The sequence below is a fragment of the Yersinia ruckeri ATCC 29473 genome (assembly GCF_000754815.1).
GTDB classification, from domain to species: domain Bacteria; phylum Pseudomonadota; class Gammaproteobacteria; order Enterobacterales; family Enterobacteriaceae; genus Yersinia; species Yersinia ruckeri.
This window is the reverse complement of the sequence record NZ_KN150747.1, coordinates 1,828,755-1,841,933: the sequence shown is the minus strand read 5'-3', so window position 1 is coordinate 1,841,933 and position 13,179 is coordinate 1,828,755. Positions and strand designations below refer to the sequence as shown.

Sequence of the window (13,179 nt, the reverse complement as noted above, 5' to 3'; positions counted from 1 at the left end):
CAAGTACCAAGCCTTTGCGTTATTCACACCGCACGGAGCAAAATAAAATCCGATGACAAAGAAACTCCATATCAAAACCTGGGGCTGCCAAATGAACGAATACGATTCGTCCAAAATGGCGGACCTGCTGGCCAGCACCCACGGTTATGAGCTAACTGACGTGCCTGAAGAAGCCGATCTGTTATTGCTGAACACCTGCTCAATTCGCGAAAAAGCGCAGGAAAAAGTCTTCGCCCTGCTAGGCCGTTGGAAGCAGTTGAAAGCCACTAATCCGCAGTTAGTGATCGGCGTTGGCGGCTGTGTCGCCTCTCAAGAAGGCGATCACATTCGCCAACGCGCGCCTTGCGTCGACGTTATTTTCGGGCCGCAAACCTTGCACCGCCTACCGGAAATGCTCAACCACGTTCTGGGAACCCACAGCCCGATCGTGGATATCAGTTTCCCGGAAATAGAAAAATTTGACCGTTTACCCGAACCACGCGCCGATGGCCCCACAGCCTTTGTCTCCATCATGGAGGGCTGCAATAAATATTGCACATTCTGCGTAGTACCTTATACGCGCGGCGAAGAAGTCAGTCGCCCGGTCGATGATGTGCTGTTTGAAATTGCCCAATTAGCCGCTCAGGGCGTACGCGAAGTGAATCTGCTCGGGCAAAATGTTAACGCTTATCGAGGTGCAACCTATGACGGCGATATTTGTCGTTTTGCCGAGTTATTACGCTTGGTCGCAGCTATTGACGGTATTGACCGCATTCGCTTCACCACCAGCCATCCTATCGAGTTTACCGATGATATTATCGCGGTATATGAAGATACGCCCGAGCTGGTCAGTTTCCTGCATTTGCCCGTGCAGAGCGGCTCAGACCGGATTCTAACCATGATGAAACGCGCCCATACCGCATTAGAATATAAATCCATCATTCGGAAATTGCGCAAAGCTCGCCCCAATATTCATATCAGCTCAGACTTTATTGTCGGCTTTCCAGGTGAAAGTCAGGCCGATTTTGAGCAAACCATGACGCTGGTTGCCGAGGTGAATTTCGATATGAGCTACAGCTTTATCTATTCCTCCCGCCCTGGAACGCCAGCGGCAGACTTGCCGGATGACGTTTCCGATGACGAGAAAAAACAGCGACTGCATGCGCTACAAGAACGCATCACGCAGCAGGCAATGAACTATAGCCGGGCAATGGTCGGCACCGTCCAGCGTGTATTGGTCGAAGGGACTTCACGTAAAGACGTAATGGAACTGGCGGGTCGTACCGAAAATAATCGTATTGTGAATTTTGTCGGCACGCCTGAGATGATTGGGACATTTGTCGATGTAAACATTGTGGACGTTTACACAAACTCGTTACGCGGCGTGGTCGTTCGCACCGAAAAACAGATGGATTTACGCACAGTAGAATCACCGGCCTCCGTGATTGCCCGCACCCGCAAAGAGAATGATATTGGCGTTGCGCAATACCAGCCTTAATTTTGACCAATAGCCTTTCTAATGGTTGCTTTTTATGTATTCACCATTTGAATCATATAAAGTAACCACTCTGCAAAGAACCGGTTTTTCTGCGTAGCATCGCACAGATAGATCAGCCGTGGGCTTGCGTCCACCGCGCTCACCATGAATAATTCCCAAATGACATGTATTATTGATATTAAATATAAGTCACCAATACTTATCACCTTATGTGAATTAGTATCAACTGGCCCGATGTGACCTAGAGGAACTCAGTGACCCAAAGAAACAGTTTGCACGTAGCGACACAAGAAATCCTGCTTGAGCCCACTGATAATCAGCGTTTGCTGAGCCTGTGTGGCCCTTTTGATGACAACATCAAACAGCTTGAACGCCGGTTGGGCATTGAAATCAATCGCCGTGATAACCGTTTCAAGCTGGTCGGTAAGAATATCTGCGTCAATGCAGCCGCAGCAATCCTGCGCCACCTCTACGTAGACACCGCCCCAATTCGCGGCATCATTCCCGATATCGATTCGGAACAGATCCATCTGGCGGTCAAAGAGAGCCGGGTACTGGAGCAAACCGCAGAAAGCGTTCCCGACTACGGTAAAGCGGTTAACATTCGCACCAAACGCGGCATGGTCAAACCGCGGACGCCAAATCAGGCGCAATACATCGCCAATATTCTCGATCATGACATCACTTTTGGCGTTGGCCCGGCGGGTACCGGTAAAACTTATCTGGCCGTTGCGGCAGCCGTTGATGCACTTGAGCGGCAGAATGTTCGCCGAATTCTACTCACGCGTCCCGCCGTTGAGGCCGGGGAAAAACTGGGTTTTCTACCCGGTGACCTCAGTCAAAAAGTCGATCCTTACCTGCGCCCGCTTTATGACGCATTATTTGAAATGCTGGGTTTTGAGCGCGTAGAAAAACTGATCGAGCGCAACGTGATTGAAGTGGCTCCGCTGGCGTATATGCGTGGCCGCACGCTCAACGATGCCTTTATCATTTTGGATGAAAGCCAGAACACCACCATCGAGCAGATGAAAATGTTTCTGACCCGCATTGGTTTCAACTCCAAGGCGGTGATTACCGGCGATGTCACGCAGATCGACTTACCACGTCACCAGAAATCTGGCTTGCGCCATGCGATAGAAGTGTTATCGGATGTCGAGGAGCTCAGCTTCAATTTCTTCCACAGTGAAGACGTTGTGCGACATCCCGTTGTCGCTCAGGTAGTTATTGCCTATGAAGCCTGGGAAGCCGCAGAACAAAAACGCAAAGACGCCATCGCAGAACAGCGTAAGCGTGAAAACCCAACCCCTTCAGAGCAGGAGGCTCCGTGAGCCAGGTTATACTCGATCTACAAATTGCCTGTGAAAACAGCCAGGGTCTACCAACCGAAGCGGATTTCCAGCGCTGGCTGGAAGCGGTGTTATCTCAGTTTCAGGAAGAGTCCGAAGTCACCATTCGGGTGGTGGATGAGGCGGAAAGCCATGAATTGAATCTGACCTATCGTGGTAAAGATAAGTCAACCAACGTACTATCCTTTCCCTTCGAGGCACCACCTGAAATAGAATTGCCACTGTTGGGTGACTTAATCATCTGCCGCCAAGTTGTTGAGCAGGAAGCCGTTGAACAGAACAAAGCCTTGCTAGCCCACTGGGCGCATATGGTTGTTCACGGCAGTCTCCATCTGCTAGGGTATGACCACATCGTTGACGATGAAGCCGAAGAAATGGAGTCTATCGAAACTGAAATAATGCAAGGTTTGGGTTATCCCGACCCGTATATCTCAGAAAAAGACCCCGAATAATGCGTTGGCAGCGTGAAATTGGCGCTGCTGATAATGACAATACTTAACATGAGTAAACTTAACTAAAACGCCATGAGCGACGACCATTCACAAAACAATGATAGCCCCAGTCCCAAAAAAGGGTTCTTTACTCTCATCCTTAACCAATTGTTCCACGGCGAACCTAAAAACCGTGGCGATCTGGTAGAGCTTATCCGTGACTCTGAACAGAACGATCTGATCGATCCTGATACCCGTGACATGCTGGAAGGCGTGATGGATATCGCCGAACAGCGCGTACGGGATATTATGATCCCGCGTTCTCAAATGGTCACACTCAGGCGTAACCAAACGCTGGATGAGTGCCTGGATGTGATTATCGAATCCGCCCATTCCCGCTTTCCAGTGATCAGTGAAGACAAAGATCACATTGAGGGCATCCTGATGGCTAAGGATTTGCTGCCGTTTATGCGCACAGATTCCGAGCCATTCAGCATCGACAAAGTACTACGGGCGGCAGTTGTTGTGCCGGAAAGTAAACGCGTCGACCGGATGCTGAAGGAGTTCCGCTCCCAGCGTTATCATATGGCAATTGTCATTGATGAGTTCGGTGGCGTCTCCGGGCTGGTTACCATTGAAGATATTCTGGAACTGATCGTTGGCGAAATTGAAGATGAGTACGATGACGAAGAAGATCGTGACGTTCGTCAGCTCAGCCGTCATACCTATACCATCAGAGCATTGACGCAGATCGAGGATTTTAACGATGTGTTCAAAACTCATTTTAATGATGATGAAGTGGACACGATCGGTGGTTTAGTGATGCAAGCCTTTGGTCATCTGCCGGCGCGCGGTGAAACCATTGAAATTGAAGGTTACTTGTTTAAGGTTGCCATGGCCGATAGCCGACGTATTATTCAAGTTCACGTTAAAATCCCGGACGATGCACCGCAACCGAAATTGGAAGAATAAATCCTCAATGACTATCGTTTCATTGCTTAATCGTCAGTGGGTTCGCGCCCTACTGGCGCTGTTTTTTGGTGCCAGTGGTACGCTGGCATTTTCTCCTTTTGATTTCTGGCCTGCCTCGCTAATCTCCCTATTTGGCTTACTCAGCCTAACCTTGAATCGCAACAGCAAACAGTCTGCATTCATCGGTTTTATCTGGGGAATGGGGTTATTTGGCACTGGTGTAAACTGGGTCTATGTCACTATCGCTGAATTTGGCGGTATGCCAACGGTCGTTAATTTATTCTTGGTGGTACTGCTGGCAGCCTACTTGTCTCTCTACACCATGCTATTTGCCGGTGTATTGACTCGCTTGTGCCCCAAAGCCACCTGGTGGCGACTGGCTATAGCGGCTCCAGTGCTGTGGCAACTCACTGAATTCTTGCGTGGTTGGGTACTCACCGGCTTCCCGTGGCTGCAATTCGGCTATAGCCAACTTGACGGCCCGCTGAAAGGCATTGCACCAATACTGGGCGTTGATGGTGTGACCTTTATTCTGGTTTCCATCAGTGGGTTACTCGCTTACGCATTCCACCAATGCCGCCTGCTACCTGCCATTGTCGCTGTAGCATTGCTGTTGCTGCCGTGGCCGCTGCGTCAGTTGGACTGGTTTACGCCGCAGCCAGAGCGAGCGGTAAACGTGGCTTTGGTTCAGGGCAATATTGCGCAGTCGCTGAAGTGGGATCCGAAAGAACTGATCAGCACCCTTCAGGTTTATCTGGATAGTACTCAGCCTTATATGGGTAAAGCACCGATTATTATTTGGCCTGAATCGGCTATTCCTGATATCGAAACCGACCAGGCCACTTTCCTGACCATGATGGATGGTTTGATGCGCGCCAATCACAGTAGCCTGATTACTGGCATTGTTGATGCTCGCAACACCCCCGACGGCTATCGTTTCTTTAACAGCCTGATTGTGCTTGGTGATAAAGAACCCTACCACTACCCAACCGTTAATCGTTATAGCAAACACCATTTGGTGCCTTTTGGCGAATACGTACCGCTGGAATCGTTATTGCGTCCACTGGCACCGTTTTTCAACCTGCCAATGTCTTCATTTAGTCGCGGCAATTATACGCAACCACAGGTTACCGTTGCCGGTTTCAATATGACCGCAGCCATTTGCTACGAGATTATTTTGGGTCAACAAGTGCGGGATAACTTCAATGCAGACTCTGATTTTCTGCTGACGATCTCCAATGATGCCTGGTTCGGTCACTCCATCGGCCCGTGGCAACACTTCCAGATGGCGCGAATGAGAGCATTGGAGTTAGGTCGTCCTCTGCTGCGCAGCACCAACAACGGCATCACTGCCGCAGTAGGTGCCGACGGCAATGTACTGGCTCAACTTCCTCAGTTCACGCGTGAAGTGTTGGAAATAAAAGTCACGCCAACTACTGGCTTAACGCCATATGCCCGTTTTGGCGGTTGGCCGCTATGGGTTATTACACTGGTTTTGGGCGCGCTAACACTGACTTGTATGATTCGCTCACGTAACCGCTGATCAATGCGGGCGTCATTTCTGCGCCCGCATTATGACAGTGAAACGGGTTTTATCCAGGTGGAAGGCCATAAAACCTGACTACTGCCGAACCGCCCAAGAAACAACCGGCTGGATAGCCTTCATCATCTGCGACAAAACCCATTTCTCGGTATTCTGACTCCCGATTGGAGTGACCGCTTGAGAGTGAATAGCCGCGCAAAAATTAGTGTTGACCCTGAACTGTGCAACCGTGTTGCCCCAAACGAACAACGATCTAGCAATAACATAACCGCCAACTCCCGCCGAATAATCCTGCTTCTCCCCTATTTTTCGCTTCCACTTACCGTGGGAGATCCAATGACTGGCACAAACCTTGCTAGATTTCTTCTGACTCTGGTCGATATCGCACAAGATTTTTGTTTTGAGTTCAGGTTAGTGCTTTTCTCGCACAATTTAAGCGCATTGATAGCACGAATTCGGTGCATATCCGTTTTATTGCCTCTATTTGGTGCGATTTCCGTCTCAAAAAACAAACATTTTGATATCACAAACATAACAATCGATATTTTTGTCACGATAATCTGTTACAAGTAAGGCAATAAATCGCTCGTTAATAAAGTGGTGTTAACTTTCTTGGTCATATATCACGCTGCTGCCAGATGGCAATAAATATGAGAAATGAAAGTGATACACCCGATTCAGATAAGGCGATTTTTAGCATCACAACATCAAGCAGTAACACAACATCACAGGAGTTGGACCATGCAAATGCGTAAACTGGCGTTATCGCTACTGTTAGTTGGAATGGCAAGTAGCGTAGCCCATGCAGAAGAACTGACTGGCACGTTGAAAAAAATCAAAGATAACGGCGTGATTGTCGTTGGGCACCGCGAATCTTCTGTTCCTTTCTCTTATTACGATAACCAGCAAAAAGTGGTCGGATACTCACAGGATTATTCCAATCTGATCGTGGATGCCGTGAAAAAGAAACTGAATTTGCCTGATTTGCAGGTCAAATTGATTCCTGTGACATCACAAAACCGTATTCCTCTACTGCAAAACGGTACCTTTGATTTTGAGTGTGGTTCAACCACCAACAATCTGGAGCGCCAGAAACAAGCCGCGTTCTCCAATACCATTTTCGTGGTCGGCACTCGTCTTTTGACTAAAAAAGACTCTGGTATCAAAGACTTTAAAGATCTGGCGGGTAAAGCTGTCGTGGTGACTTCCGGCACCACTTCGGAAGTATTGCTGAACAAGCTGAACGAAGAAAACAAAATGGACATGCGCATTATCAGCGCCAAAGACCACGGTGACTCCTTCCGCACATTGGAAAGTGGCCGTGCCGTTGCCTTTATGATGGATGATGCATTGCTGGCCGGTGAGCGCGCTAAAGCCAAGAAAGCCGGTGAGTGGGAGATTGTAGGCACGCCTCAATCTCAGGAAGCCTATGGTTGTATGCTGCGTAAAGATGACCCGCAGTTCAAAGCGCTGATGGATCAGACTATTGCCACCGCACAAACCTCAGGCGTAGCGACCAAATCCTTTGAACGTTGGTTCACTCAGCCCATTCCACCGAAAAACCTGAACCTGAACTTCTCACTGTCAGATGATATGAAAAAACTGTTCAAAGCACCTAACGACAAGGCATTGAACTAAAAAAATAATATTCGGGACAGAATACTGTCCTCGTGATTGATGATGAACGCTTGGTAGACAGGATGCGGGGTGGCCGTTCCCCACTCCGCATTTTTTTATTTTCCCCTTCGTTGCCACGGTACAGCGATTAATCATCAGTCTTCAGGGTGGGTTCACCGCCCTTTTAAGGGAGTTAGTTATGTCTATAGACTGGAACTGGGGGATTTTTTTACAACCCGCCCCATTCGGTAATACCACCTACCTCGGCTGGATTTGGTCCGGTTTTCAGGTCACGGTAGCACTGTCACTGTGTGCATGGGTTATCGCCTTCTTTATCGGCTCATTGTTCGGCATATTGAGAACCGTTCCCAATCGTTTTCTCGCTGCCATGGGTACTTGTTATGTGGAATTATTCCGTAACGTACCGCTTATTGTGCAATTTTTTACCTGGTATCTGGTGGTTCCTGAACTGCTACCGACTAACATCGGCATGTGGTTTAAAACCGAATTGGATCCGAATATACAATTCTTCCTGTCTTCCATGTTATGTCTTGGCCTATTCACTGCCGCACGCGTTTGTGAACAAGTCAGAGCCGGGATCCAATCACTACCTCGCGGACAAAAAGCGGCGGGACTCGCCATGGGACTGACCCTGCCGCAAACCTACCGTTACGTACTATTGCCCAATGCTTATCGGGTCATTATTCCGCCAATGACGTCAGAAATGTTGAATTTGGTGAAGAACTCAGCCATTGCTTCAACCATTGGTCTGGTAGATATGGCAGCTCAAGCTGGGAAGTTGCTGGATTACTCAGCACATGCCTATGAATCTTTCACTGCAATCACTCTGGCTTATGTATTAATCAACGCCGTTATCATGCTGATTATGCGATTGGTGGAAAAGAAAGTGCAGTTACCCGGTAATTTGGGGAGTAAATAATGTACGAATTTGACTGGAGTTCTATCGCACCCAGCATGCCCTATTTGCTTCAGGGACTGGTTGTTACAGCGAAAATTACTGTTATCTCAATTGTGTTTGGCATCCTGTGGGGAACCTTACTGGCGGTGATGCGCTTATCGTCCATCAAGGCCGTCAGTTGGTTTGCGACTCTCTACGTTAATCTGTTCCGTTCCGTGCCTTTGGTTATGGTATTGCTATGGTTCTATCTTGTGGTTCCAAGCTTATTACAAAATGTGCTTGGGTTATCACCAAAAACAGATATTCGCCTGATCTCTGCCATGGTAGCCTTTTCACTGTTTGAGGCAGCTTATTACTCGGAAATTATCCGTGCAGGTATCCAAAGCATCTCCCGAGGTCAATCATCTGCCGCATTGGCTCTGGGCATGACACAAGGTCAGTCTATGCGATTGGTCATTCTGCCTCAGGCATTTAGAGCAATGATTCCCTTATTGCTGACCCAAGGCATCGTGTTATTCCAGGATACATCGCTGGTATATGTACTCAGCCTGGCCGATTTCTTCCGCACCGCCACCACTATCGGTGAGCGTGATGGTACTCAGGTCGAAATGGTTCTGTTCGCCGGTTTGGTTTATTTTGTTATCAGCATTGCTGCATCAATGCTGGTTAACTATTTGAAGAAAAGGACTGTTTGATGATTTCCCTGAAAAATGTTTCTAAGTGGTATGGTCAATCTCAGGTTTTGAGCGATTGCTCCACCGAAGTTAAAAAAGGTGAGGTGGTCGTGGTCTGTGGCCCTTCAGGCTCAGGAAAATCGACTCTGATTAAAACCGTCAACGGGCTGGAACCCATTCAAAAAGGCAGCATTCTGGTCAATGGCATTGGCGTCAATGATAAAGGTACCAATCTGGCGCAGTTGCGCTCCAAAGTTGGCATGGTATTCCAACACTTTGAATTGTTTCCGCATTTATCGATCATCGAAAACCTGACGCTGGCGCAGGTAAAAGTATTGAAACGTGATAAAGCAGCCTCTAGGGAGAAAGGACTTAAATTGTTGGAGCGCGTTGGATTATCAACCCACGCGGATAAATTCCCTTCTCAGCTTTCCGGTGGCCAGCAACAGCGAGTCGCTATTGCCCGCGCCTTGTGCATGGATCCGATTGCGATGCTGTTTGATGAACCAACGTCAGCACTCGACCCGGAAATGATTAACGAAGTGCTGGACGTCATGGTCAAACTGGCTCACGAAGGCATGACTATGATGGTCGTGACCCACGAGATGGGTTTTGCCCGCAAAGTGGCACACCGAGTGATCTTCATGGATGAAGGGAAAATTGTCGAAGACAGTAATAAAGACGATTTCTTCAATAATCCTAAATCTGAGCGAGCAAAAGATTTTCTCGCCAAGATTCTGCACTAATCGACCCAAAGCCTACCGATATCCGGTCATTGACCTCCCTTTCTAGGAAGGTCAATGGGTGGAAGGCACGCCATGCGGGTGGCGTGCCTTTTTAGGCTACGGCTGGAATGGACGACGGTGGAATTGGTCATGGCCGCATTTTGGGCATAGCGGCAAGACTTCCGGGGTATAAAAGGCCAGATTGTGATGGCACTTCTCACACACCAGATTTCCCAGCCCGACAACCTCTCCACTGTGATAAACCCCATGATGGCTGACGTCTTTAAACACTTCTCGCCATTCAAGCTGGGTTTTATCGGTAATATCCGCCAACTCTTGCCATAAACTCTCTTTAATGACACGCATGAAAACGCTATCAGTAATTTCGTCCTTACTTTCTTCATAGCTGCGGGCAAACTCTTCCAAATCGCGTCGAACAGCCTGGGTGATCTGATCGACCTCACTATGTGTCAGTTCCTCCACCGCCTTGAGTCGTTGTTCAGCGCTGACCACCAGCTTATCGATATCACGCTCTCCATTTTTCAAGCGTTCAGTCAACGATGCCACTAATTCACGATAATACTGAGCCACCTTGTTCATACGCCCTCCTCGTTAACCTGTGATACGACTTTTCTTTAGCCTGATAATTAAAGTTATCTCTATTTATTTTAGTCGTAAATATATGATGTCGTGGGTTCCTCGGGTTGTGACCGCCCTCACTCTGAAGATTAATGCTATCCGCTACGCAGAAAAACGTTTCTGTGGCCTGCTGAGTGTTGTTGCGGCTGCCGCTTATCAGCTATGCTATGCGGATCTCACTTTATGATAATAAACAGATGATGCTACAGGCGTAGCTGTTTTAACTATAGGACCACTGGCTGCCATGCAAGAGCAATACCGCCCGGAAGATATCGAATCGCAAGTTCAGCTTCATTGGCAAGAGAAGCAAACTTTCAAAGTGACTGAAGACGCAAGCAAAGAGAAATATTACTGCCTCTCTATGCTGCCTTATCCGTCTGGCCGCCTACATATGGGGCACGTTCGTAACTACACTATCGGCGACGTAATCTCCCGTTACCAACGCATGCTGGGTAAAAATGTCCTACAGCCGATTGGCTGGGATGCATTCGGTCTGCCAGCAGAAGGGGCTGCGGTTAAAAACAATACCGCCCCAGCGCCTTGGACTTACGACAACATCGAATATATGAAGAACCAGTTGAAACTACTGGGCTTCGGCTATGATTGGGATCGCGAGATTGCCACCTGCAAGCCTGACTACTACCGTTGGGAACAGTGGTTCTTCACCAAATTGTACGAAAAAGGCATGGTCTACAAGAAGACCTCGGCGGTGAACTGGTGCCCGCACGATCTGACCGTTCTGGCAAACGAACAAGTTATCGACGGTTGCTGCTGGCGTTGTGATAGCAAAGTCGAACGCAAAGAAATTCCACAGTGGTTTATCAAAATCACTGATTATGCCGATCAGTTGCTGAACGATCTGGATAAGCTGGAAAGCTGGCCAGAGCAGGTGAAAACCATGCAGCGCAACTGGATTGGCCGTTCTGAAGGGGTGGAAATCACCTTTGATGTCACCGATAGCGCAGAAAAACTGACGGTCTATACCACCCGCCCAGATACCTTCTTTGGTGTGACCTATGTAGCCGTTGCTGCGGGTCATCCTTTGGCACTGCAAGCCGCTAAAACCAATCCGGCACTGGCCGAGTTTGTTGATGAATGCCGCAATACCAAAGTCGCTGAGGCCGAAATGGCTACGATGGAGAAGAAAGGCATGGCTACCGGCCTGTCGGCCATCCATCCGTTAACCGGTGAAACCGTGGCTATCTGGGTCGCCAACTTTGTGTTGATGGACTACGGTACTGGTGCAGTAATGGCCGTTCCGGGTCACGATCAGCGCGACTGGGAATTCGCAACCAAATACAATCTGCCGATCAAGCCCGTGATTCTGTCCGCTGACGGTAGTGCACCAGATTTAAGCACTGCGCCACTGACCGAAAAAGGCACGCTGTTCAACTCAGGTGAGTTTGACGGCCTGGATTACCAGGCCAGCTTTGATGCTATTGCCGATAAGCTGGTTGCTTTGGGCGTTGGCCAACGTAAAGTCAACTATCGCCTGCGCGACTGGGGGGTTTCTCGTCAACGTTACTGGGGTGCGCCAATCCCGATGATCACACTGGAAGACGGTACCGTTGTGCCTACGCCGGAAGATCAGCTGCCAGTTCTGTTGCCGGAAGATGTGGTGATGGATGGCATTACCAGCCCAATTAAAGCCGATGCTGAGTGGGCAAAAACCACTGTCAACGGCCTGCCGGGTCTGCGAGAAACCGATACCTTTGATACCTTTATGGAATCATCTTGGTACTACGCACGTTATACCTGCCCACAATACGATGAAGGCATGCTGGATCCCGCTGCAGCGAATTATTGGCTGCCAGTGGATCAATATGTAGGTGGTATCGAACACGCTATCATGCATCTGATGTACTTCCGCTTCTTCCATAAGTTGATGCGCGATGCGGGTCTGGTGGATTCTGATGAGCCAGCCAAGCGCTTGTTGTGTCAGGGTATGGTTCTGGCCGATGCCTTCTACTACAGCGGCACTAATGGCGAGCGTATCTGGGTTTCTCCGGTTGATGCCATCGTTGAGCGTGATGAGAAAGGCCGTATCGTTAAAGCCGTAGATGGCGAAGGCCACGAACTGGTTTATGCCGGTATGAGCAAAATGTCGAAATCGAAAAATAACGGTATCGACCCTCAAGTCATGGTTGAGAAATACGGTGCAGATACCGTTCGTCTGTTTATGATGTTTGCTTCACCGGCAGAAATGACGCTGGAATGGCAAGAATCTGGCGTCGAGGGGGCTAACCGCTTCTTGAAACGCGTATGGCGTCTGGTCTTTGACCACTCCCATAAAGGTACCACCCAGCCGCTGGTTGTTGCCGAGCTGACAGAAGATCAGAAATCACTGCGCCGCGATCTGCATAAAACCATCGCTAAAGTGACCGATGACGTTGGCCGCCGCCAGACCTTCAATACTGCCATTGCAGCGGTGATGGAGTTGATGAACAAACTGGGTCGCGCGCCGCAGGAAACCGAACAAGACCGCGCATTGATGCAAGAAGCGCTATTGGCCGTGGTTCGTATGCTGTATCCGTTCACGCCTCACGTTTGCTTCACACTGTGGCAGGCATTGGGTGGTGAAGGTGATATTGATACCGCGCCATGGCCAGTGGCTGATGAACAAGCGATGGTGGAAGATTCCAAGCTGGTGGTGGTACAGGTAAACGGTAAAGTTCGTGGCAAAATCACAGTGCCAGCCGATGCAACTGAAGAATACGTGCGTGAACGCGCAGGTCAGGAACATCTGGTGGCAAAATATTTGGATGGGGTTACCGTTCGTAAAGTGATCTATGTCCCAGGCAAACTGCTTAACCTGGTAGTAGGTTAAGACAAGGAG

At 49.0% G+C, this 13,179-nt stretch carries 11 protein-coding genes; 10 read left to right on the top strand and 1 reads right to left on the bottom strand.

Annotated features, from left to right (window positions below):
• The first annotated feature begins 52 nt into the window (after positions 1-52).
• From miaB to DJ39_RS08145, 9 genes are all read left to right on the top strand, one after another.
• The gene (gene miaB, locus DJ39_RS08190) at positions 53-1,477 is read left to right on the top strand and encodes a tRNA (N6-isopentenyl adenosine(37)-C2)-methylthiotransferase MiaB (RefSeq protein ID WP_004720216.1); all 1,425 of its coding nucleotides are present in this window, start codon (positions 53-55) and stop codon (positions 1,475-1,477) included.
• A 254-nt stretch (positions 1,478-1,731) separates the two neighbouring features.
• Positions 1,732-2,805 carry a PhoH family protein gene (locus DJ39_RS08185; RefSeq protein ID WP_004720213.1) on the top strand — a complete coding sequence of 358 codons (1,074 nt, stop codon included), beginning with the start codon at positions 1,732-1,734 and terminating at the stop codon, positions 2,803-2,805.
• On the top strand, positions 2,802-3,275 hold the full coding sequence (gene ybeY, locus DJ39_RS08180; RefSeq protein WP_038243476.1) for an rRNA maturation RNase YbeY: 474 nt from the start codon (positions 2,802-2,804) through the stop codon (positions 3,273-3,275). Before DJ39_RS08185 ends, ybeY begins: the two co-directional genes overlap by 4 nt.
• 72 nt (positions 3,276-3,347) lie before the next feature.
• Positions 3,348-4,226: a CNNM family magnesium/cobalt transport protein CorC gene (corC, locus tag DJ39_RS08175; protein WP_038243474.1), complete on the top strand. Its 879-nt coding sequence runs from the start codon at positions 3,348-3,350 to the stop codon at positions 4,224-4,226.
• A 7-nt stretch (positions 4,227-4,233) separates the two neighbouring features.
• Positions 4,234-5,769 (top strand): apolipoprotein N-acyltransferase, encoded by a 1,536-nt coding sequence (lnt, locus tag DJ39_RS08170; RefSeq protein ID WP_004720207.1) that lies wholly within the window; start codon positions 4,234-4,236, stop codon positions 5,767-5,769.
• 741 nt (positions 5,770-6,510) lie between these two features.
• Positions 6,511-7,407, top strand: coding sequence for an amino acid ABC transporter substrate-binding protein (locus tag DJ39_RS08160; protein ID WP_004720206.1), 897 nt, complete (start codon positions 6,511-6,513; stop codon positions 7,405-7,407).
• Between the two features lie 178 nt (positions 7,408-7,585).
• The gene (locus DJ39_RS08155) at positions 7,586-8,326 is read left to right on the top strand and encodes an amino acid ABC transporter permease (RefSeq protein WP_004720204.1); all 741 of its coding nucleotides are present in this window, start codon (positions 7,586-7,588) and stop codon (positions 8,324-8,326) included.
• Positions 8,326-9,000 (top strand): glutamate/aspartate ABC transporter permease GltK, encoded by a 675-nt coding sequence (gene gltK / locus DJ39_RS08150; RefSeq protein ID WP_038243466.1) that lies wholly within the window; start codon positions 8,326-8,328, stop codon positions 8,998-9,000. The genes DJ39_RS08155 and gltK overlap by 1 nt, the downstream gene beginning before the upstream one ends.
• Positions 9,000-9,725 carry an amino acid ABC transporter ATP-binding protein gene (locus tag DJ39_RS08145; RefSeq protein ID WP_004720202.1) on the top strand — a complete coding sequence of 242 codons (726 nt, stop codon included), beginning with the start codon at positions 9,000-9,002 and terminating at the stop codon, positions 9,723-9,725. The genes gltK and DJ39_RS08145 overlap by 1 nt, the downstream gene beginning before the upstream one ends.
• A gap of 96 nt (positions 9,726-9,821) precedes the next feature.
• Here DJ39_RS08145 and DJ39_RS08140 read toward each other — a convergent pair whose 3' ends face one another.
• Positions 9,822-10,304, bottom strand: a complete 483-nt coding sequence (locus tag DJ39_RS08140; protein ID WP_004720199.1) for a zinc ribbon-containing protein — start codon at positions 10,302-10,304, stop codon at positions 9,822-9,824.
• Between the two features lie 283 nt (positions 10,305-10,587).
• Here DJ39_RS08140 and leuS point away from each other — a divergent pair, with 283 nt between their 5' ends.
• The gene (gene leuS / locus DJ39_RS08135; protein WP_004720194.1) at positions 10,588-13,170 is read left to right on the top strand and encodes a leucine--tRNA ligase; all 2,583 of its coding nucleotides are present in this window, start codon (positions 10,588-10,590) and stop codon (positions 13,168-13,170) included.
• Positions 13,171-13,179 lie beyond the last annotated feature (9 nt).